Source organism: Paraburkholderia azotifigens, from assembly GCF_007995085.1.
GTDB lineage: Bacteria > Pseudomonadota > Gammaproteobacteria > Burkholderiales > Burkholderiaceae > Paraburkholderia > Paraburkholderia azotifigens.
In genome coordinates this window covers 1,482,821-1,503,389 of sequence record NZ_VOQS01000001.1, presented here as the reverse complement: position 1 = coordinate 1,503,389, position 20,569 = coordinate 1,482,821, and the positions used below count along the sequence as shown (strand labels likewise).

Below are 20,569 nucleotides of genomic sequence, written 5' to 3'. Positions count from 1 at the left end.
TGACTGCGTCGTTCAAGGCGCACTGGCCGATGCATCAAAAGTCGGCTCTTTCGCCATTGCGCTTACTGGTGCATGTTCTGGCGTCATCGCCCGTGCACTGGTCAGCGTATTCGCCAGCGCCCTGGTCAGCGCGTTCGTCAGGTTAAACAGCCACAGGGCACACGGGGCGCTTTCCTGTGCGCTTCTGTGGCTTTTGTTTTGTCATCTATGGAAAAGGGGTTACCGTGAGCCGTCGTCGTGTTGTTGTTACAGGCCTGGGGCTTATTTCGCCTGTTGGCAATAATGTTGCCGACGGCTGGGCCAATCTGGTCGCCGGCAAGTCCGGCATCGCCAACATCACGAAGTTCGACGCATCGAACTTCTCCACGCGTTTTGCCGGTGAAGTGAAGGGCTTCAACATTGAAGACTACATCGCCGGCAAGGAAGCCCGCCACATGGATACGTTCATCCATTACGGCGTGGCGGCGGGCATTCAGGCGATGAAGGACAGCGGCCTTGAAGTCACCGAAGCGAACGCCGAGCGCATTGGCGTGAACGTGGGCTCGGGCATCGGCGGCCTGCCGATGATCGAAATCACGCAAACGGAACTGCTGAACCGCGGTCCGCGCCGCATCTCGCCGTTCTTCGTGCCTGCGTCGATCATCAACATGATCTCCGGCCACCTGTCGATCAAGTTCGGCCTCAAGGGCCCGAACCTGTCGATGGTGACGGCTTGCACGACCGGCCTGCACTGCATCGGCGAAGCCTCGCGGTTGATCGAATATGGCGACTGCGACGTGATGATCGCGGGCGGCGCGGAATCGACCGTTTCTCCGCTCGGTATCGGCGGCTTCGCGGCTGCACGCGCGCTGTCGCAGCGCAATGACGATCCGTCGACGGCGAGCCGTCCGTGGGACAAGGACCGCGACGGTTTCGTGCTTGGCGAGGGCTCCGGCGTGATGGTGCTCGAAGAGTACGAACACGCGAAGGCGCGCGGCGCGAAGATCTACGCGGAAGTCGGCGGCTACGGCATGAGCGGTGACGCGTATCACATGACGGCCCCGCTGGAAGACGGCGACGGCGCACGCCGCTGCATGCTCGCGGCGCTGAAGAACGCCGGCGTGAACCCTGATTCGGTGAACTACCTGAACGCGCACGGCACGTCGACGCCGCTGGGTGACCTCGCGGAAACCACGGGTATCAAGCGCGCATTTGGCGATCACTCGAAGAAGATTGTCGTGAATTCGACGAAATCGATGACGGGTCACCTGCTGGGTGGCGCGGGCGGTCTGGAGTCGGTGTTCACGGTGCTGGCCGTGCATCATCAAGTCTCGCCGCCGACCATCAACATCTTCAACCAGGATCCGGAATGCGATCTCGACTACTGCGCGAACACGGCGCGGGAGATGAAGATCGACATCGCGCTGAAGAACTCGTTCGGGTTCGGCGGTACGAACGGCACGCTGGTTTTCAAGCGCGCCTGAACGCTTGACGGCGGCATGGTCGCTGCCGGCTGAGCCGGCTCCCGCTTCCGATTCCGCACTGAACGGCGGACCCTCGCAGCGCATTGCGTTGCGGCGGTCCGCCGCGTTGCATCTGGCGACCGCGCTTTTCATCGTCGTAGCTGTGGCCGCTGTTTACGCGACCGTTGGCGCTCGCTTCGGAGCCGGTCGGGCGGCAATGGCCGGATTGGTCGGTTTCGCGGTTCTCACGCTGGCGGCGCTCCGTCACGGGCGCGATCAACCGGGCGCCTTTAAAATCGGGCCGGAAGGATTGTCGATCTGGAACCGGGCGGGAATATTGCGCGCTCAGGGCCGTATCGTTGGATGCAGCCAGTGGAGCGACACGCTCCTGATGCTCTGGCTGGAGGAAGATGGGGGCGGATTGCAGCGGCTGCTGTTCGCGGCTGACACGCTCGAACGCGATGTTTTTCGCAAGCTGGCCGTGCACGCGAGGCGGGCGGCACACGTCTGAGAGGACGCGCAGGTGTGGCTGGGCGCCTTGACTGTAAAGACTGTAACGGCTGTTACGCGCGTAACGTGCCGCGTTGAAGGGGACGCTACAATGGTGCCCCGCTACACGCGCAAAAGTTAACGGATTTATCAGGTGAGCGAAAAAGAAATAGATCAGGTGCTGGTTGAACGCGTCCAGAATGGCGACAAGGCCGCGTTCGAGCTTCTGGTCTCAAAGTACCACCGCAAGATCATCCGGCTGATCTCGCGCCTCGTGCGGGATCCCGCCGAGGTCGAGGACGTGGCCCAGGATGCCTTCATCAAGGCATACCGGGCGCTACCCCAATTCCGCGGCGAGTCCGCGTTCTATACGTGGTTGTACCGGATTGCCGTCAATACGGCCAAGAATTACCTTGCGACCCAGGGCCGCCGGGCACCCACTTCGACGGAAGCAGATGCTGAAGAAGCGGAAACTTTCTCGGATGCCGACCAACTAAGGGATATCAACACGCCCGAGTCGATGTTGATGAGCAAACAGATCGCAGAGACGGTCAATGCTGCGATGGCGGTTTTACCGGAAGAGCTGCGTACCGCCATAACTCTTCGTGAAATTGAAGGTCTGAGCTACGAGGAAATCGCTGAAATGATGGGTTGCCCAATCGGAACCGTCAGATCAAGAATTTTCCGTGCTCGCGAGGCCATTGCGGCAAAATTGCGTCCGCTGCTTGACACACCCGAGGGCAAGCGCTGGTAATGGCTGTTGGACAGCCGCCAGTTAGCCTCGCGGACAGCGGCGCAGTATCTGGGTTAAGTGGTGTCACTACGGATGTCTGAAAAGATGGGGAGCATCATGGGGTCGGTTTCGATGCCAATGCAAACAACTGCGCAAACCAATGCGCAAGCAAGCTCGCGCGCCGAGCGTCTGTCTGCTTTCGTCGACGGTGAACTGTTCGACGGCGAGCATCCGAACACAATTCTGGCCACGCTGGGTCATGAAGATCGCGCGGCATGGTCGTGCTATCACCTGATCGGCGACGCGCTGCGTTCCGACGATCTGGCTGTCAGTCCGGCCACAAGCAGCGCTTTTCTGGCGGGCTTCTCGGCGCGCTTCGAAAGCGAGGCGCATGTGCTTGCGCCAGCTGCCGTGCCGGCGACGCGCCGTCTGCTGGCGCTGCGCCGCCGTGTGATTCCGGCGTTTGCCGTGGCGGCTGCCGCCGCGACGCTGACGTGGATCGTGATGCCGCAGCTGCAGGGTGTGAATACGGGCGCAGGCGTGACGCAGGTCGCGTCGGTCGCGCCGCACTCGGACTCGATGCAGCGCGTGGCCATGGCGTCGATGCCTGTGGCGACCACGGCACAGGCGGATGTGTCGGATGCCAATATCATCCGCGACGCGAGCCTCGACCAATATCTGGAAGCGCATCAACAGTTCGGCCTGCAGCCCGTCGTGTCGGGCTCCATGCCGTTGCTCCGCGCAGCTTCTCTGACCAAGCAGGGCCACTAGTCTGATGCAGAGTCTGCGGTTGAAAAAAACGACTATCTGGGGGCGGCTGCCGGCATTCATGTTCTGCGCAGCCGTGATGTTGTCCGCTACGTCGCGCACCTTCGCGCAAACCGACGACTCTGCCACCCGGCACAGCGCGGCGGAACTGCTGAACCGGATCCATCAGGCCGCGCAGCAGCAGAACTACGAAGGTGCGTTCGTCTACCAGCGCGGCAATTTCGTGCAGTCCTCGCGCATTTCCCACTACGCAACGCGTAACGACGGGGAATTCGAATCGCTGGAAAGCCTCGACGGCAAGCCACGCAAGATGCTGCGTCATAACGACGAGCTCTATACGTTCGTGCCGGAGCGGCATCTGTGCGTCGTCGAGAAGCGGCAGAACAAGGACTCGTTCCCGGCACTGCTGTCGGCGAGCGGCGAGCAGGTGCTGGGCGTCTACGAGCCTAAGATGCTGGGGACGGACCGCGTCGCGGGTGTCGACAGCCAGGTAATCGAACTCGATCCGAAGGACGCGAATCGTTTCGCGTACAAGCTGTGGGCCGACACGAAGACGGGTCTGCTGCTGCGCGCGCAGACGCTCGACCCGAGCGGTCAGGTGCTCGAACAGATGTCGTTTTCGCAGATTCGGATCGGCGTGCCCGCGGACAAGGCGCCCATCGCGTCCGGCATCAAGAACACGTCCGGCTGGACGGTGGTGCGCCCGCCCGTCGAACCTGTCGATATGGAGGCGCAGGGCTGGCAACTGACGTCGCCCGTCGCCGGATTCCACAAGATTCGCGAGTTGCGCCGGCCAATGGCGGCGCACGATCCGTCCAATCCGCCTATTCCCGTCGACCAGATGGTGTTCTCCGACGGTCTTGCGGCAATATCGATCTTCGTCGAGCCGGTCGAGAAAAGCACCCGAAAGGAAGGGGCGGGAAACAACGGTGCGACGCACGTGCTGGTCAAGCGGCGCGGGGATTTCTGGATCACCTTGCTCGGGGAAGTGCCTCAGACCACGTTGCAGCAATTTGCGGCTGCCATAGAATACAAGCCTTCCAGGTAATCCTTCGGTTCGCTACGACATGACGATTCTCTCGGTGCGCAAATTCTTCGCGGCCGCAGTACTGGTGGCTTGTCTGCCGCTCGCGCCGCACGCGGCGTCGGCGGCGCCTGCTGCCAATCTGCCCGATTTCACCGATCTGGTCGACAAGGTCGGGCCGGCCGTCGTCAACATCCGCACCACGGCGCGCGTCTCCAACAGCACGCGCGGCCTGCCGCCCGGCATGGACGACGGCGATATGTCGGAGTTTTTCCGGCGCTTCTTCGGCATTCCGATGCCCAATTCGCCGCAGTCGCCACAATCGCCGGGTACGCCCAATTCGCCTCGCGGCGGCAACAACGACCAGGATCAATCGCCCGATAACAGTCCCGATACCGAGCAGAACAGCGGCGTCGGCTCGGGCTTCATCCTGTCGTCGGATGGTTACGTGATGACGAACGCTCACGTGATCGACGACGCGGACACGATCTACGTCACGCTCACGGACAAGCGCGAATTCAAGGCCAAGCTGATTGGCGTCGACGACCGCACCGACGTGGCCGTCGTCAAGATCAACGCGGCGAACCTGCCCACCGTGCCCATCGGCGACTCGAACAAGGTGCGCGTCGGCGAGTGGGTTGTCGCGATCGGTTCGCCGTTTGGACTCGAGAATACGGTGACGGCGGGCATCGTCAGCGCAAAGGGGCGCGATACGGGCGACTATCTGCCGTTCATTCAGACCGACGTGGCCGTGAATCCCGGCAACTCGGGCGGTCCGCTGATCAATATGCAAGGCGAAGTGATCGGCATTAACTCGCAGATCTACAGCCGGACGGGCGGCTTCATGGGCATCTCATTCGCGATTCCGATCGACGAAGCGATGCGCGTCGCCGACCAGCTAAAGACGACGGGCAAGGTGACGCGTGGCCGGATTGCTGTCGCGATCGGCGAAGTAACGAAAGACGTGGCCGATTCGCTCGGTCTGCCGAAGGCGCAGGGCGCGCTCGTCAGCAGCGTCGAGCCGGGCGGTCCCGCCGACAAGGCGGGTGTGCAGCCAGGCGACATCATCCTGAAGTTCAACGGCCACAACGTCGACACGGCGACGGATCTGCCGCGTATGGTCGGCGACACCAAGCCGGGCACGAAGGCGACGATCACGCTGTGGCGCAAGGGCCAGACGCGCGAACTGCCCGTGACGGTGGCCGAAATGCAGCCCGAGAAGACAGCGAAGGCCGACCAGAAGAAGGCGCCGACTCCGAAGCCGCGCGCGTCGAACGCGTTGGGCGTGGCCGTCAGCGATATCCCGGCCGAACAGATGAAGTCGCTCAAGCTGCACAACGGCGTGCAGGTCGACGCCGTCGACGGACCGGCTGCGCGTGTCGGTCTGCAGCGCGGGGACATCATTTTGCGTGTCGGCGACACGGATATCACGAGCGCGAAGCAGTTCGAAGAAGTCACGGCACATCTCGACGCGTCGAAGATGGTCGCGCTGCTGGTCCGTCGCGGGGAAAACACGCAGTTTGTGCCCGTCCGTCCGCGCGCGTCGAAGTGACGGGCGCCGTCAACGCGGTGGCATCGCTCACGCTCTATGGACGCGCGTGGTGCCACCTTTGCGACGACATGCGGGCCGCGCTCGAACCGTTGCTCGCTGAGTTCGGCGCGCGGGTCGAAGTCGTCGACATCGACACCGACCCTTCACTCGAAGCGCGATACAACGACTGGGTTCCCGTGCTGATGCACGAGGGTGTCGAGCTATGTCATTACCATCTCGACGAAACCCGTGTGCGGGCGGCCTTGACGGCGCAGTCCGCATCGTCGCCGCGCTGACCCGGCAAGGCGAGAACGGGTGGTCAGACAGCACGAATGTCTCCCGCTACCTGGAAGTCGTGCCCGTCGACCCCCTTTTCGGCTAAAATAGATAAGTTTTTCACTTACTTACAAGGCGTGCTCCGCAATCGTCCGAGCGCGCCTTTTTCGCTTGATCGGCACTGAATGGATCATATTCGTAACTTTTCGATCATTGCGCACATCGACCACGGCAAGTCGACGCTCGCCGATCGCATCATCCAGATTTGCGGCGGTCTGTCGGACCGCGAGATGGAAGCACAGGTGCTCGACTCGATGGATCTCGAGCGCGAGCGCGGCATCACCATCAAGGCTCAAACGGCGGCCCTGTCGTACCGCGCGCGCGACGGCAAGGTGTACAACCTGAACATGATCGACACGCCGGGGCACGTCGACTTCTCGTATGAAGTCAGCCGTTCGCTGTCCGCGTGCGAAGGCGCGCTGCTGGTCGTCGACGCGAGTCAGGGCGTCGAGGCGCAGACGGTCGCGAACTGCTACACGGCAATCGAACTGGGCGTCGAAGTGGTGCCCGTGCTCAACAAGATCGACCTGCCCGCCGCCAACCCCGAAAACGCGATTGCCGAAATCGAAGACGTGATCGGCATCGACGCGACCGACGCGACGCCTTGCAGCGCCAAGACGGGCATGGGTGTCGAAGACGTGCTGGAATCGCTGATCGCCAGGGTGCCGCCGCCGAAGGGCAATGCGGACGACCCGCTGCAGGCGCTGATCATCGACTCGTGGTTCGACAACTACGTCGGGGTCGTGATGCTGGTGCGCATCGTCAACGGCACACTGCGTCCGAAGGATCGTATCCGCATGATGGCGACGGGCGCCGAGTATCCCGTCGAACACGTCGGCGTGTTCACGCCGAAGTCGAAGAATCTGGAATCGCTGTCGGCCGGGCAGGTGGGTTTCATCATCGCGGGCATCAAGGAACTGACGGCCGCGAAGGTCGGCGATACCGTCACGACCGTCAAGAACCCTGCGCCGGAACCGCTGCCGGGCTTCAAGGAAGTGAAGCCGCAGGTGTTCGCGGGTCTCTATCCTGTCGAGGCGAACCAGTACGACGCGCTGCGCGAATCGCTGGAAAAGCTGAAACTCAACGACGCCTCGCTGATGTACGAGCCGGAGGTGTCTCAGGCACTCGGCTTTGGCTTCCGTTGCGGCTTCCTTGGTCTGTTGCACATGGAGATCGTCCAGGAGCGTCTCGAACGCGAGTTCGACATGGACCTGATCACCACTGCGCCGACCGTGGTCTACGAAGTCGTCCAGCGAGACGGCACGACCATCATGGTCGAGAACCCGGCGAAGATGCCGGATCCGTCGAAGATCGAGGAAGTGCGCGAGCCGATCGTCACCGTGAACCTGTACATGCCGCAAGACTATGTCGGCTCGGTGATCACGCTGTGTACGCAAAAGCGCGGCATGCAGATCAACATGCAATACCACGGCCGCCAGGTTCAGCTGACGTACGAAATCCCGATGGGCGAGATCGTGCTCGACTTCTTCGATCGCCTGAAATCGGTGTCGCGCGGCTATGCGTCGATGGACTACGAGTTCAAGGAATATCGCGCGTCGGACGTGGTGAAGGTCGACATGCTGATCAACGGCGACAAGGTCGACGCGCTGTCGGTCATCGTGCACCGCTCGCAGAGCCAGTATCGTGGCCGCGAAGTGGCGTCGAAGATGCGCGAAATCATTCCGCGGCAGATGTACGACGTCGCGATCCAGGCGACGATCGGAGCGCACATTATCGCGCGTGAGAACATCAAGGCTCTGCGTAAGAACGTTCTTGCCAAGTGCTATGGCGGCGACATTACGCGTAAGATGAAGCTGTTGGAAAAGCAGAAGGAAGGTAAGAAGCGGATGAAGCAGGTTGGGTCCGTCGAGATTCCGCAAGAGGCTTTCCTCGCGATTCTGCGCGTCGAAGACAAATAAGACTAAGAACTGGAACCCTATGAATTTTGCGCTGATTCTTTTTGTGCTCGTGATCATCACGGGCGTGGCATGGGTCGCGGACAAACTGGTTTTCCTGCCGCAACGGCGCCGGGCGGCGGACGCAGCCGTCGCCGAGTTTGACAATCAGCAGGCACGCATCGGCGAGCGCTTCGCCGACGAAAATGCGCCCGCCACGCGCGCGCGTCTGCGCGACGACAAACTGCGTCAGCCGTGGTGGCTCGAATACACGGCGAGCTTCTTTCCGGTGATTCTCGTCGTGTTCGTCGTGCGTTCGTTCGTGGTCGAGCCGTTCAAGATTCCGTCGGGTTCGATGGTGCCGACGCTGCTGGTCGGCGATTTCATCCTCGTCAACAAGTACGACTACGGCATCCGTCTGCCCATCACGAATACGAAGATCACGGAAGGCCGTCCGCTGCAGCGTGGCGACGTCGTCGTGTTCCGCTATCCGAAGGACGAATCGGTCGACTACATCAAGCGTGTGATCGGTCTGCCCGGCGACATCGTTTCGTACGAGGACAAGAAGCTCACGATCAACGGCAAGCCCGTACCCGAAGCGCCGCTGCCCGATTACTTCGACGAAGAGCGCATCGGTTACGCGAAGCAGTTTGAAGAAGACATCGACGGCCGCAAGAACCGCATTCTCAATAATCCCGCGGTGCCGCCGTTCATCGTTGGTGCGGAAGACTACCCGTATCGCGATAACTGCAAGTACGACGCGCATGGCGTGACGTGCAAGGTGCCGCCGGGCAACTACTTCATGATGGGTGACAACCGCGACAACAGTGCGGACAGCCGTTACTGGGGCTTTGCGCCCGATAAGAACATCGTCGGTCGTGCGTTCTTCATCTGGATGAACTTCAGCAACCTGAAGCGCATCGGCGGCTTCCAGTAATCGCCTTTCGCGCATCGACACCACGATGCGCGCCGAACCCGCGCAACACGTCGCGCATTGGATGCGACGTGTTATCACGCTACTTTAACAACGCGCGGTAACGTCGCTACAACACGCTTTTTCGGCGCCGGGGCCGCGTTTCCGCCCCGTGATGCGCCCGCGTTATACTCTGCACATGCCCCTATCTCCGTTGGAAAGCCGTTTGCGCTACGAATTTCGCAATGCGGAATTGTTGCGCCAGGCTTTAACTCACCGCAGTCACAGTGCCACGCATAACGAGCGGCTGGAATTTCTCGGCGATTCCGTTCTGAACTGCGCGGTGGCCGCGCTTTTGTTCCAACGTTTCGGGAAGCTGGACGAGGGCGATCTGTCCCGCGTTCGGGCGAATCTGGTCAAACAGCAATCCCTGTATGAAATCGCTCAGGCCCTGAATATTTCGGAAGGCTTGCGGCTCGGCGAAGGCGAACTGCGTAGCGGCGGCTTCCGCCGTCCGTCGATTCTTGCCGATACGCTGGAAGCCATTCTGGGCGCGATCTTCCTCGACGGCGGCTTCGACGCCGCGCAGACGGTCATCAAACGCCTGTACGTGCCGATTCTCGATCACATCGACCCGCGCACGCTCGGCAAGGACGCCAAGACGCTGCTTCAGGAATATCTGCAGGGTCACAAGATTCCTCTGCCGACCTACACTGTCGTGGCCACGCATGGTGCGGCGCACAATCAACAGTTCGAAGTCGAGTGCACGGTGCCCAAGCTGGACGTGAAGGTGTCCGGTTCGGGCGCGAGCCGGCGTGCCGCCGAGCAGGCTGCGGCGAAGAAGGCGCTCGACGAGGTGATGGCGGCGGCGCCTGCCGTGGTGGCCAAGCCGAAGCGCTCAAAGGGCGCACGCGGGGCCAAGCAGGAAGCGGAAATTGTGCCGGGCGTGACGGGTGTGCAGGCTGCGCTCGATTTGCGGGCTCCCGACAGTCGCAGGGCCGAGCGGGCGTCGCGTGCCGAAGCGAAGTCGCTGGCGCCCGAGGTGCCGTCGGCGGGACAGGCGGCTGCAGGCGCGCCGCTGGCCGTCATCCGTGCGGCGCATGTCGAGTACAGCCAGGACGTTGCGGGAGGCGAGAAGGCCGATCGCGGCGAGAGGGGCGAGCGTCCCGTCCGGACTGCGGACAAGCCGGCCGTCGAGAAGAGCGTCCAGGAAAAGGGCGTGGAGAAACCGGAGGCGGCGGCAAAGCTGCTTGAGCGGCAAGGTGAGCGGCAACCCGAGCGCCAAACCGAGCGGCAAGGCTCGGACAAGCCCGACACGCAGGCGCGCGCAGCAGAGAAAGCGCCTGAAAGGTCCGCGGACAAGCCAGCCGAAAGAACCGTCGAAAAACCCGACACCAATGCCCGCAGCGCAGACAAACCCATGTCCCGCGCCCGCGAGGCCGCGCCCGGCGCGAGCCCGGGCGATCTCGAACCCGGCGTCGCCGGCGCGGTGCATACGCGCGTGGCCGATGCCGGTCATTGAACGCAACATCAAGTGAACGTGCGCTCTACGACGCGCGTCCACACGAACCTGCCGTAGTACGAATATGAACGCTTCCACTCCCACTGGTTTTCGCTGCGGCATGGTCGCGATCGTCGGCCGTCCGAATGTCGGCAAGTCGACGCTGATGAACGCGCTCGTCGGACAGAAAGTCAGCATCACGTCGCGCAAGGCGCAGACGACGCGCCATCGCATCACGGGCATCAACACGTTCGACAACGCACAGTACATCTTCGTCGACACGCCCGGTTTCCAGACGCGTCACAGCGGCGCGCTGAACCGTTCGCTGAATCGCGCGGTGACGTCGACACTGACGTCCGTCGATGCCGTGCTGTTCGTGATCGAAGCCGGCCGTTTCGGTCCCGATGACCAGAAGGTGCTCGACCTGATTCCCGCGTCCGCGCCGACGCTGCTGATCGCGAACAAGCTCGACCGCGTGAACGACAAGGACTCGCTGTTCCCGTTCATGCAACAGATGAGCGCGTTGCGCGAATTCAAGGAAATCGTGCCGCTGTCGGCCAAGAATACCGACGACATCAAGCGCCTGCTCGCGACGGTCAAGCCGTATCTGCCCGAGGGCGAGCCGATCTACGGCGAAGACGATCTGACCGATCGCAGCGAGCGTTTCCTTGCCGCCGAAATCCTGCGCGAGAAAGTGTTCCGCTGGACGGGCGACGAGTTGCCGTACACCAGCACCGTGCTGATCGACAAGTTCGAGACGGAAGGGCGCCTGCGGCGTGTATTCGCGACGATTCTCGTCGAGCGCGATATGCACAAGGCGATGATCATCGGCCAGAAGGGCGCGAAGCTGAAGCAGATCAGCACGGAAGCGCGTCTCGAAATGGAGAAGCTGTTCGACGGCCCGGTGTATCTCGAGACGTTCATCAAGGTGAAGAGTGGCTGGGCCGACAACGAAGCCGGACTCCGTGCCTATGGTTACGAATGACGGTGCGACGGGTACCCGATCCGACGCGTGGATGACACTGCCGAACGACGCCGGCTCCGACGTCGATTCCGACCGCGTCCCGCGCGCACCGGACGAGCAGCCCGAGCCGTTCAGGCCGCAGGTCACCGCGAAGCCGGTGCGTCCTGCACGTGCCTCGAAACGAAACGTGTCGTCGCGCAAAAGCAGCGACGACTTTTCTGACGACGGCGATCGCGCCGAAGCACCCGCGCGCAAAACATCGGCGCGCCGTTCGCCTGCTCGCGTCCCGCGCGCACCGGCCTCCGAATTCCGCATCAGCGAGCAGCCCGCCTTCGTCCTGCACAGCTATCCGTACCGTGAGACGAGTCTGATCATCGACGTGCTGTCGCGCGATCACGGCCGGATCGCGCTCGTCGCAAAGGGCGCCAAGCGCCCGCATTCCGCGCTGCGCGGCGTGCTGCAGACGTTCCAGCCGCTGTCGCTTGCATGGTCCGGCAAATCGGAAATGCGCACGCTGACGGGAGCCGAATGGGTCGGCGGGATGTTGCCGCTTACGGGCGACGCGCTGCTGTGCGGCTTCTACGTGAATGAACTTCTGGTGAAATTTCTCGCGCGCGAAGATCCGCATCCGCAGCTGTTCCATCATTACGTCGTCACACTGACGCGCCTTGCGCACGACGAACCGCCCGTGCAGGTGCTGCGTTCGTTCGAGCGCGTGCTGCTGCGCGAAACGGGTTACGCGATGTCGCTCAACCGCACGGTGGCGCGCAAGGCCGTGATGCCCGAAGGCCGTTATGTGTTTGATCCGGAGCGCGGCGTGCGCGAAGCATCCGACGAGTACCCGTCGAACTGGCCTGTGATCGGCGGACAAACCTTGCTCGACATGGAGCAGGACGATTACCATCGAGCGCAGACCGTCGCGCAAAGCAAGACGCTGATGCGCTTTTTGCTCAACACCTATCTGGGCGGCACGCCGCTCGCGACGCGCCAGATCCTGATCGACCTGCAGAACTTATGAGCTTCTTTCTGACTTCTCCAAATGTGATCGACCTGGGCGTGAACATTGATCACGTTGCCACGCTGCGCAATGCGCGCGGCACGTCCTATCCCGATCCGATCCGCGCCGCGCTGCAGGCAGAAGAGGCAGGCGCCGATGCGATCACGCTGCATCTGCGCGAAGACCGCCGCCATATTGTCGACGCCGACGTGCGCGCGTTGCGTCCGCAGCTGAAGACGCGCATGAACCTCGAGTGCGCGGTGACGCAGGAAATGCTCGACATCGCGTGCGAAGTGCGGCCGCATGACGTGTGCCTCGTGCCGGAAAAGCGTCAGGAGCTGACGACGGAAGGCGGTCTCGATGTCGTCGGACATTTCGAGGCGGTGCGCGCCGCGTGCAAGCAGCTGGCCGATGCCGGTTCGCGTGTGTCGCTCTTCATCGACGCCGACGAAGCGCAGATTCGCGCCGCGCACGAAGCGGGTGCGCCCGTAATCGAGCTGCACACGGGCGCGTACGCGGAAGCGCACGACGCGAGCGAGCAGCAGCGCGAGTTCGAGCGCGTGGTTCGCGGCGTCGAGTTCGGCGCGTCGCTGGGCCTGAAGGTGAACGCGGGCCACGGCCTGCACTACACGAACGTCCAGGCGATCGCGGCCATCGAAGGCATCGTCGAACTGAATATCGGCCACGCGATCGTTGCGCATGCGATCTTCGCGGGCTGGGACAACGCCGTGCGCGAGATGAAGGCGATCATGGTTGCCGCGCGTCTCGCGGCGCGCGCATAACAACGCAAAGAGACGGCACACGTATGGCGATCTACGGCATAGGCACCGACATCGTCCAGGTCAGCCGCGTCGCGGCGGTGATGCAGCGTACCAACGGGCGCTTCGCGGAGAAGGTGCTCGGCCCCGACGAGTTGCGCGTCTATCACGCGCGCAATGCGCGCTCGCAGGCGCGCGGCCTCGCGTTCCTCGCAACGCGCTTCTCGGTGAAGGAAGCGTTCTCGAAGGCGATCGGGCTCGGCATGCATTGGCCGATGACCTGGCGCGCGCTGCAGACGCTCAACGAGCCGAGCGGCCGACCGACATGCGTGGCGTCGGGCGAACTCGCGGACTGGCTTGCCGAGCGCGGCATCACCTCGCGCGTGACATTGTCCGATGAGCGCGATTACGCGGTGTCGTTCGTGATTGCCGAAACGCCTGATCCTTCCGCCTGACTTTCCGGCGCGGCTATTCGCTTGCGATAGCGGCGCCGCGTTCTTCTCTCTTTCTCACGAACCCGATGAAACTGACTCCTGGCCCGGTGATGCTCGACGTCGTCGGCAAGACCTTGAACGCCGATGACGAGCGCCGCCTCGCGCACCCAATGACGGGCGGCGTGATCCTGTTCGCGCGTCACTTCGAAAGCCGCGCGCAACTTGTCGCGCTGACGGACGCGATCCGTGCGATCCGCGGCGACCTGCTGATCGCCGTCGATCACGAAGGCGGCCGCGTGCAGCGTTTCCGCACCGATGGCTTCACCGTGCTGCCCTCGATGGGGAAGCTCGGCGCGCTGTGGGATCAGGACGTGCTGCGCGCTTCCAGCGTTACGACGGCCGTGGGCTACGTGCTCGCCTCCGAGCTGCGTGCGTGCGGCATCGACATGAGCTTCACGCCCGTGCTCGATCTGAACTACGGCCATTCGCAGGTGATCGGCGATCGCGCGTTCCACCGCGATCCGCGCGTCGTGACGCTGCTTGCGAAGAGCCTGAATCATGGTCTCGTGCTGGCGGGCATGGCGAACTGCGGCAAGCATTTCCCGGGGCACGGGTTTGCGAGTGCAGATTCGCACGTCGCCGTGCCCGTCGACGAGCGCACGCTCGATGAGATCCTCGGTGAAGACGTCGCGCCGTACGACTGGCTTGGCTTGTCGTTGGCATCGGTGCTGCCGGGGCACGTGATCTATCCGAAGGTCGACAGCAAGCCGGCCGGTTTTTCTCGCATATGGATTCAGGACGTCCTGCGCGAGAAGCTCGGCTTCAAGGGCGCGATTTTCAGCGACGATCTGTCGATGGAGGCCGCGCGCCAGGGCGGTACGCTGACGGAAGGCGCGACGGCCGCACTCGAGGCGGGTGTCGATATGGTGCTGATCTGCAACCAACCCGACGAGGCAGGGAAGGTGCTCGACGCGTTGCGCTTCACGCAGTCGGACGAGTCGAAGCAGCGTCTCGCGCGTATGCGTCCGCGCGGCGAAGCACTATCGTGGACGGCGCTGATGGCCGAGCCGCAGTATCAGCAGGCGCAGGCGTTGCTGCGCGAGGCCTTCGCGGGCTGAACTGCGCGATCGTAGTGGCAGGAAAAAAGGACGGGTCTCGAACGAGCCCGTCCTTTTGCTTTCAGACGGCGGCACGCACAGCCGATCAGTTCAGCCGCATCCGTTGCAGCTTGTTGTACAGCGTTTTCGGACTGATGCCGAGCAGCGAAGCCGCGCGATGCCTCGTGCCGCCGACGGCATCGAGCGTCGCGCGAATCAGCATCTCTTCGACGTCGGCGAGCGGCGTGCCGACCGTCACCTGCACGCGGCCGCCGTTCAGATCGCGGCCACCTGCGCCGTTGCTCTCATCGGCGCGCAATGTTTCCAGCACGTCGCCGGAAGCGTGATATGCGCGCCGCACGCGGTCCTGCAACTCGCGCACGTTGCCTGGCCACTCATACGCGAGACATTCGCGGACGAAGTTCGGCGCGACCAGCTTCGTCGAATCCGCGACGCCGCGCGCATTCGCCTCGTCGTTCAGTTCGTCGACGAGCGCCTGCGCGAACAGGGCGGGGTCGTCGCCGCGTTCGCGCAGCGGCGGCAGCGACAGCGCGGCTGCTTCGAGCCGCAAACCCAGATCCTGATGCAGCGTCCCTTCCGCAACCGCCGCGCGTGGCGCCTTGCGCGTCGACGCGATCAGGCGGAAGTCGGTCGCAACCTGGTTCGTGCCGCCGACGCGCATGAACGTCTGCGAATCGAGCGCGCTCAGCAGCGCTTCCTGCTGCGGACGCGGCAACAACGTGATTTCGTCGATGAAGATCGTGCCGCCGCTCGCCTGCTCGAACAGTCCCGGCTCGCGCTGTTCCGCGCCGCCGAACGCGCCGCGCTCGTGGCCGAACAGCAGACTGTCGAGCGGACGGCCGCCCGCGACGGCCTGCGCCGACCGGCAGTCGAGTACGACGAACGGGCCTTTGCGCCGGCGGCTCATCTCGTGCAGCGTGCGCGCGGCGACTTCCTTGCCGGTCCCGGCCTCGCCGGAAATCAGCACAGCGGCTTCCGTCGGCGCGATGTGCTCGATCGAATCGTAAATGTGCTGGATCGCCCCGCTACGGCCGATCATCGGTCCGAAGCGCCCCATGCGGCGCAGCTTGGCGCGCAGCGTCTGCACTTCCTCCGTCAGTTCGTACGGACGCGGAATGCGCGCCAGAAGGCTGCGCAGGCGGGGAATGTTGACGGGTTTGAGGAGATAGTCCCAGATGCCGTGCCGCAAGCCTTCGATCGCGCTTTCGACAGTCGCATTGCCCGTCATCACGATGACGGGCAGCGCGCCGCCGGGCGGCTGCGCGGGCAAATGCTGGAGCAGGTCGAGGCCGCTGCCGTCGGGCAGATTCAGGTCGACCAGCACGACGTCGGGGATGAAGCGTGTCAGGGCTGCGCGCGCTTCGGAGAGCGTGATGGCGGTGTCGACGGAAAAACCGTCGGCGGCCAGAATCGCGGACAGGCCTGACAGGCTATTGGGATCGTCTTCGACAATCAGGGCATGTGGCATAACGAGCGCAACTGTTAGATGGACGGATGTCCGACGCGCACTGCCGCCATGGGCGGCGCCGCGCGGACGCTTGATGTATGGCTTGAGCGGCCAATGCTCCCGGTCAGGTGCAGTCGGGTCAGAAGTCCCGGTTGCGGTCGAAGAAACGGCGCACTTCGAGTTCCGCTTCGTCGCGCGTCTTGCCGTAGCGTTCCTGGATCAGCCCCGCCAGCTTGTCGGCGCGGCCTTCCGCCTTGGTCAACTCGTCGTCCGTGAGTTCGCCCCACGCGGTTTTCGCCTTGCCGATCATCTGTTTCCACTTGCCTTCAGCGATATCGTTGTTCATGGCACACCTCCCGTGTTTTCCGAATGAACGAAAAGCCTTATAGGCCTGAAGTCTTCGTCAAGCAGAAGTTGTGCCACAGCGTCCTATCTCGAAAAGCAGCGCGAACGCGGGCTAAAAAATGCCCCATCAGAGATCGGCCTGGCAAAATTGCATGTCAGGCCGGTAAAGTTTTCCACCACCATACACGGTCGCGAAAAAAAGAAAAAGCGCCCCGAAGGGCTAATGCCGTTCAGTTAAGGTCTTTTCTAAGGTACCGAACGGTGTAACGTGAAGGGCGGGATTTGACGACCCGGTCGCATGCGCGGCCGGGTCGTTTTTCATTGGGCAGGGACTTGAGCCGTTCGCGTAGACGCTGCAGACAGGCGGGCAGTTTTGCGTAGGCCGGGGTGACGGCAGCCCACATCATTTCGTGCTGGATCGTATGGAGGGCTCGCACGAAGCTGATATCGGTCGGCGCGAGTTTCGCTTCCCATGCGGCGCAGGCGATCTCGCGGCGAACCAGGTTGTAGGCGATCAACGCGCCCCAGATCTCCTGATACACCCCTTCGACGGTGCGGCTGCGCAAGGTCAACTCCGAACCCAGCATCGATTGCTTGAGTTCTCCGTAACTGGTTTCGATCTGCCAGCGGCGCTCGTAGCAGGCAACGATATCGGCAGGTTTGAAGCGTCGGCGATCCCCCAGCGAAGTCAGCAGCACGCGCTCACGTCCGCGCGCGTCGATGGTCCGGATCGCCCGCGCATTCCAGAATTCGGGCAAAGCCGGACACTTCTTGCGGGCCTGCGGCGAGACGCGCATGCGCACCGTCGCATCGTCAGCGGTACCGGAGATGACTTCCCAACAGGTATTGGCTTTGGCTGGAATCAGGAAGTGGCGATTGCGCGCGTTCATCGTCAGGCCACACAGGATTTCTGCAGCCAGAAAGCCCTTGTCGAACACCGTCAGCGAGTCTTCCGGGATCTGCGGCAGCAGGCTTTTGGCGTACACCATTTCGTTGGTGTCGTAGCGACCGAAATTGATACCCGCGACCAGATGGGTCGGAATCGCGGTGAGCGTCACGGCGCGCACCTGCGGATAACTGGCCACCTTGCCACTGGCATAACCCTGCGCACCAAAGTGCTCACGGTTGGCCGGGCTGTCGGGCGTGCGTAGCGTGGTGCCGTCCATCGCCCATAGACTTAACCCCTTGAACGCATGATGAGCCGCGTCCTGAGTCGTCCAGGCCCGTGCTGTCTGCTCAAACAGCCACGCCATCGGTGCCTCGCCGATGCGTTGGCGTGCCTGCGCCGCCGCGCTCTTGCTGACAAACGGCGCGGCCTGGTTGGGCAAGGCCAGATCGAGACCGTCGAGCACCTCACTGATCGACCAGTGACGGTACATTGCCAGTGCGATCACCAGCCAGACCACCTGCTCAGCAGGCAGGCGCCGGCGCCGGATACTCGCTGCGCCTGTGGCCTGCACCGCGCGCTCGATCCACTCGTAGGGCAGATGCTCAGCCAGCCGGCTCATGTCGGCCGGCTGTTGCGCTTCGAGCAGGAAGGTCAGGTGACTGGAGAGCATCGCGCCGAAAAGTTAACAGCTCGGCGCTTCGTTTACAACACCTTCCCGCATCAAAAGCAAAAATGCCGTTCAGTGCTTAACTGAACGGCATTAGCCCCGAAGGGCGCTTTTTAATTCAAAAACCCTGAATTGACTCAGGGTTTAAGACGAATGCAAAGCAGCGCGATTCAAGTTTATGCGCGGCTGCGGTATTCGTTGGTACGCGTGTCGATTTCGATCTTGTCGCCGATGTTGCAGAAGAGCGGCACTTGCAGTTCGAAGCCGGTGTGCAGCTTGGCCGTCTTCAGAACCTTGCCCGACGACGTATCGCCCTTGACGGCCGGTTCCGTGTAGATGATTTCGCGGACGAGGGTGGTGGGCAGCTCGACGGAGATCGCCTTCTCGTTGTAGAACACGACTTCGCAAGTCATGCCGTCTTCAAGGTAGTTCAGCGCGTCGCCCATCATTTCGGCTTCGACTTCGTACTGGTTGTAGTCGGCGTCCATGAACACGTACATCGGGTCAGCGAAGTACGAGTACGTCACTTCCTTGCGGTCCAGCACGACGACGTCGAACTTGTCGTCCGCCTTGTAGACGGTTTCCATGCCTGCGCCCGTCAGCAGGTTCTTGAACTTCATCTTGACGACGGCGGCGTTACGGCCCGACTTGTTGTATTCGGCCTTCTGCACGACCATCGCGTCGTTGCCGATCATCACCACGTTGCCGGTGCGGAGTTCTTGAGCGATCTTCATAAAACTGTCCTGTACGAAATAAGGTGCCTCAACTTGTGCTCAACGGCATACGGCGTAAGCGGGTTCGGCGCCCGGCACGCGTGCCAACCGGCTTGTCAGTCTGTCTGACTCCCGATTTGACTCCCGGTTGGATACCGTGAAGGTGGACCAAACTGGATTGCGCGGTGAGCGGGGCCGGTGCTGGCCGGAACGTGCCTGATATCTGCGAGGCTTCGTTCCGTGCTTCGTCCGTCTGCTTCTTTTACCCGAAGCGGGCGCGTACGCGTGTGACACTGACTGACATGGCCGTGAGGGCGGACTCGGAATCCGCCGCCGGCTGCGCCGTCGTGCCGCGCTTGCGTCGTCGGCCGTTGGATAACCGCTTATTTTAACTGACTTTTTGCGAATCCGGCGAGATTTCCCGCGAGATCGCCGATCGACGCCAGTTCGCGCGCCCATGCGGCTGCGCGGGCGTCGAGGCGCGCCCGATGACGCTGCCAATCGGACCAGTCGGGCGTGCCGTTGCCGTTCCATGCGTGCCAGAAGCGGCCGAGCGCAGCGCGGGCGTCGGCGGGAAGGCCGTGTGCGTAGTGTGCGAGGGCGGCATCGAGCTTGGGCAGGTGGGCGTCATCGGCTTGCGGATAGATGTGCCAGACGAACGGCTTTGCGGCCCATTGGGCGCGCACGAACGAGTCCTCACCGCGCACGAAATTGATGTCGCTTGCCCATAGCAGTTCGTCGTAGCCGGGCTGGTCGGTGAACGCAAGCGCGTGAGCGCGCAGGCTGCCGCGCGTTGCCTGCGCGCCGGCCGCGAACGTCGGCAACCCGAAAAACCGCGCGATCGCGCCCGAAATGCGGCCCTCGGGCACGAGCAGCACGATCTCATGGTTGGCGTCGCGCCATTGCTCGAGCAGGCTGTCGACGGCGGGGTTTTCGTACGCGAACAGCGAGATGACCGTCGCGTCTTTCGAGGGCGATGCACCGCCTGTTTTTGCTTGCCACCAGGCATCGCGCGCGTCGGGCGATGTTTCGAACGCCGCGCGGCGCGCATCCAGATCGCCTTCTTTCAACACGCCGCCCGTGCCTTTGCCGAGTCCCGGGAAGAAGAACGTTTTCATCAACGCATGACGCGGATGCGGCGACGGCCGCAGATGAAAATCCGCGACCCAGTCCTCGCCGCTCAGATACTCGAGATTGAACCAGACGGGCGCGCGCTCGCGCCGCGCCATCGCCTCGATGTACGCATGCGGCAATTCGCACGCGAATGCTTCGATCACGACGTCGGCTACCTGCAGCGTATCGCCCGCGTGCGCGGGCTCGTGCCAGTGCTCAATAACGATGCCGCCCACCGTCTGTCGCGCACGCTTCACGTCGACGGATGCATTGAGCTTCTGAAACGCATGCAGGTCGTCGACCAGCAGGCGCACCTGCCAGCCGTGCTCGCCGGCGAGTTGCCGCGCGAGCCGCCAGCAGACGCCGATATCGCCGAAGTTGTCGATCACGGCGCAGAAAATGTCGCACGCGATCCTCGACGGCCGTGACGCTTGAGTGGAAGCGGAGGACATGATGGCGGCGCCTGGGTTCGGGCGCGGGCGGAATGTTCTA

The 20,569-nt window shown here is 62.9% G+C and carries 20 protein-coding genes; 15 read left to right on the top strand and 5 right to left on the bottom strand.

Annotation, left to right across the window (positions count from 1 at the left end):
* The first annotated feature begins 224 nt into the window (after nucleotides 1-224).
* The 15 genes from fabF to nagZ all read left to right on the top strand — a co-directional run bounded on the left by fabF (nucleotide 225) and on the right by nagZ (nucleotide 14,903).
* Complete coding sequence (gene fabF, locus FRZ40_RS06610) at nucleotides 225-1,463, top strand: beta-ketoacyl-ACP synthase II (RefSeq protein WP_028367683.1); 1,239 nt, start codon at nucleotides 225-227, stop codon at nucleotides 1,461-1,463.
* A gap of 106 nt (nucleotides 1,464-1,569) precedes the next feature.
* On the top strand, nucleotides 1,570-1,953 hold the full coding sequence (locus FRZ40_RS06605; RefSeq protein ID WP_147233685.1) for a hypothetical protein: 384 nt from the start codon (nucleotides 1,570-1,572) through the stop codon (nucleotides 1,951-1,953).
* A 132-nt stretch (nucleotides 1,954-2,085) separates the two neighbouring features.
* Nucleotides 2,086-2,685 (top strand): RNA polymerase sigma factor RpoE, encoded by a 600-nt coding sequence (gene rpoE, locus FRZ40_RS06600; RefSeq protein WP_012400242.1) that lies wholly within the window; start codon nucleotides 2,086-2,088, stop codon nucleotides 2,683-2,685.
* A 96-nt stretch (nucleotides 2,686-2,781) separates the two neighbouring features.
* Nucleotides 2,782-3,435: a sigma-E factor negative regulatory protein gene (locus tag FRZ40_RS06595; protein WP_147233684.1), complete on the top strand. Its 654-nt coding sequence runs from the start codon at nucleotides 2,782-2,784 to the stop codon at nucleotides 3,433-3,435.
* A 4-nt stretch (nucleotides 3,436-3,439) separates the two neighbouring features.
* Nucleotides 3,440-4,480, top strand: coding sequence for a MucB/RseB C-terminal domain-containing protein (locus tag FRZ40_RS06590; protein ID WP_147233683.1), 1,041 nt, complete (start codon nucleotides 3,440-3,442; stop codon nucleotides 4,478-4,480).
* 19 nt (nucleotides 4,481-4,499) lie between these two features.
* Nucleotides 4,500-6,008, top strand: coding sequence for a DegQ family serine endoprotease (locus FRZ40_RS06585; RefSeq protein WP_147233682.1), 1,509 nt, complete (start codon nucleotides 4,500-4,502; stop codon nucleotides 6,006-6,008).
* Entirely contained in the window at nucleotides 6,005-6,283 is a 279-nt protein-coding gene (locus FRZ40_RS06580; protein ID WP_028367688.1) for a glutaredoxin family protein, read from the top strand. The genes FRZ40_RS06585 and FRZ40_RS06580 overlap by 4 nt, the downstream gene beginning before the upstream one ends.
* Nucleotides 6,284-6,448: 165 nt before the next feature.
* Nucleotides 6,449-8,242, top strand: coding sequence for a translation elongation factor 4 (lepA, locus tag FRZ40_RS06575; protein WP_147233681.1), 1,794 nt, complete (start codon nucleotides 6,449-6,451; stop codon nucleotides 8,240-8,242).
* Between the two features lie 19 nt (nucleotides 8,243-8,261).
* Complete coding sequence (gene lepB / locus FRZ40_RS06570) at nucleotides 8,262-9,155, top strand: signal peptidase I (protein ID WP_147233680.1); 894 nt, start codon at nucleotides 8,262-8,264, stop codon at nucleotides 9,153-9,155.
* Between the two features lie 175 nt (nucleotides 9,156-9,330).
* Nucleotides 9,331-10,653 carry a ribonuclease III gene (rnc, locus tag FRZ40_RS06565; protein WP_147234780.1) on the top strand — a complete coding sequence of 441 codons (1,323 nt, stop codon included), beginning with the start codon at nucleotides 9,331-9,333 and terminating at the stop codon, nucleotides 10,651-10,653.
* Between the two features lie 64 nt (nucleotides 10,654-10,717).
* Nucleotides 10,718-11,617 (top strand): GTPase Era, encoded by a 900-nt coding sequence (era, locus tag FRZ40_RS06560; protein ID WP_147233679.1) that lies wholly within the window; start codon nucleotides 10,718-10,720, stop codon nucleotides 11,615-11,617.
* The gene (recO, locus tag FRZ40_RS06555; RefSeq protein WP_147233678.1) at nucleotides 11,604-12,614 is read left to right on the top strand and encodes a DNA repair protein RecO; all 1,011 of its coding nucleotides are present in this window, start codon (nucleotides 11,604-11,606) and stop codon (nucleotides 12,612-12,614) included. Before era ends, recO begins: the two co-directional genes overlap by 14 nt.
* On the top strand, nucleotides 12,611-13,375 hold the full coding sequence (gene pdxJ, locus FRZ40_RS06550; protein ID WP_147233677.1) for a pyridoxine 5'-phosphate synthase: 765 nt from the start codon (nucleotides 12,611-12,613) through the stop codon (nucleotides 13,373-13,375). The genes recO and pdxJ overlap by 4 nt, the downstream gene beginning before the upstream one ends.
* A 23-nt stretch (nucleotides 13,376-13,398) precedes the next feature.
* The gene (gene acpS / locus FRZ40_RS06545; RefSeq protein WP_028367695.1) at nucleotides 13,399-13,806 is read left to right on the top strand and encodes a holo-ACP synthase; all 408 of its coding nucleotides are present in this window, start codon (nucleotides 13,399-13,401) and stop codon (nucleotides 13,804-13,806) included.
* 65 nt (nucleotides 13,807-13,871) lie between these two features.
* Complete coding sequence (nagZ, locus tag FRZ40_RS06540; protein WP_147233676.1) at nucleotides 13,872-14,903, top strand: beta-N-acetylhexosaminidase; 1,032 nt, start codon at nucleotides 13,872-13,874, stop codon at nucleotides 14,901-14,903.
* Nucleotides 14,904-14,988: 85 nt separating this feature from the next.
* On the opposite strand, the gene FRZ40_RS06535 is transcribed toward nagZ, so the two are convergent.
* The 5 genes from FRZ40_RS06535 to earP form a co-directional block, all read right to left on the bottom strand.
* Nucleotides 14,989-16,371 (bottom strand): sigma-54-dependent transcriptional regulator, encoded by a 1,383-nt coding sequence (locus tag FRZ40_RS06535; RefSeq protein WP_028367697.1) that lies wholly within the window; start codon nucleotides 16,369-16,371, stop codon nucleotides 14,989-14,991.
* A gap of 118 nt (nucleotides 16,372-16,489) precedes the next feature.
* Nucleotides 16,490-16,696 (bottom strand): CsbD family protein, encoded by a 207-nt coding sequence (locus FRZ40_RS06530; protein WP_012400256.1) that lies wholly within the window; start codon nucleotides 16,694-16,696, stop codon nucleotides 16,490-16,492.
* A 229-nt stretch (nucleotides 16,697-16,925) separates the two neighbouring features.
* Nucleotides 16,926-18,254, bottom strand: coding sequence for an IS4 family transposase (locus FRZ40_RS06525; RefSeq protein ID WP_147233675.1), 1,329 nt, complete (start codon nucleotides 18,252-18,254; stop codon nucleotides 16,926-16,928).
* A gap of 173 nt (nucleotides 18,255-18,427) precedes the next feature.
* Nucleotides 18,428-18,985 (bottom strand): elongation factor P, encoded by a 558-nt coding sequence (efp, locus tag FRZ40_RS06520; protein ID WP_028367698.1) that lies wholly within the window; start codon nucleotides 18,983-18,985, stop codon nucleotides 18,428-18,430.
* A gap of 362 nt (nucleotides 18,986-19,347) precedes the next feature.
* On the bottom strand, nucleotides 19,348-20,529 hold the full coding sequence (gene earP / locus FRZ40_RS06515; RefSeq protein WP_147233674.1) for an elongation factor P maturation arginine rhamnosyltransferase EarP: 1,182 nt from the start codon (nucleotides 20,527-20,529) through the stop codon (nucleotides 19,348-19,350).
* Between the last annotated feature and the right edge of the window lie 40 nt (nucleotides 20,530-20,569).

What these genes read in the sequence shown, in the direction of transcription:
- lepA (WP_147233681.1), top strand. Translation starts at nt 6,449, where the DNA reads ATGGATCATATTCGTAACTTTTCGATCATTGCGCACATCGACCACGGC.
- efp (WP_028367698.1), bottom strand. Translation starts at nt 18,985, where the DNA reads ATGAAGATCGCTCAAGAACTCCGCACCGGCAACGTGGTGATGATCGGC.
- FRZ40_RS06590 (WP_147233683.1), top strand. Translation starts at nt 3,440, where the DNA reads ATGCAGAGTCTGCGGTTGAAAAAAACGACTATCTGGGGGCGGCTGCCG.
- FRZ40_RS06525 (WP_147233675.1), bottom strand. Translation starts at nt 18,254, where the DNA reads ATGCTCTCCAGTCACCTGACCTTCCTGCTCGAAGCGCAACAGCCGGCC.
- pdxJ (WP_147233677.1), top strand. Translation starts at nt 12,611, where the DNA reads ATGAGCTTCTTTCTGACTTCTCCAAATGTGATCGACCTGGGCGTGAAC.
- earP (WP_147233674.1), bottom strand. Translation starts at nt 20,529, where the DNA reads ATGTCCTCCGCTTCCACTCAAGCGTCACGGCCGTCGAGGATCGCGTGC.
- FRZ40_RS06595 (WP_147233684.1), top strand. Translation starts at nt 2,782, where the DNA reads ATGGGGTCGGTTTCGATGCCAATGCAAACAACTGCGCAAACCAATGCG.
- nagZ (WP_147233676.1), top strand. Translation starts at nt 13,872, where the DNA reads ATGAAACTGACTCCTGGCCCGGTGATGCTCGACGTCGTCGGCAAGACC.
- FRZ40_RS06585 (WP_147233682.1), top strand. Translation starts at nt 4,500, where the DNA reads ATGACGATTCTCTCGGTGCGCAAATTCTTCGCGGCCGCAGTACTGGTG.
- recO (WP_147233678.1), top strand. Translation starts at nt 11,604, where the DNA reads ATGGTTACGAATGACGGTGCGACGGGTACCCGATCCGACGCGTGGATG.
- rnc (WP_147234780.1), top strand. Translation starts at nt 9,331, where the DNA reads ATGCCCCTATCTCCGTTGGAAAGCCGTTTGCGCTACGAATTTCGCAAT.
- lepB (WP_147233680.1), top strand. Translation starts at nt 8,262, where the DNA reads ATGAATTTTGCGCTGATTCTTTTTGTGCTCGTGATCATCACGGGCGTG.
- FRZ40_RS06530 (WP_012400256.1), bottom strand. Translation starts at nt 16,696, where the DNA reads ATGAACAACGATATCGCTGAAGGCAAGTGGAAACAGATGATCGGCAAG.
- era (WP_147233679.1), top strand. Translation starts at nt 10,718, where the DNA reads ATGAACGCTTCCACTCCCACTGGTTTTCGCTGCGGCATGGTCGCGATC.
- acpS (WP_028367695.1), top strand. Translation starts at nt 13,399, where the DNA reads ATGGCGATCTACGGCATAGGCACCGACATCGTCCAGGTCAGCCGCGTC.
- FRZ40_RS06535 (WP_028367697.1), bottom strand. Translation starts at nt 16,371, where the DNA reads ATGCCACATGCCCTGATTGTCGAAGACGATCCCAATAGCCTGTCAGGC.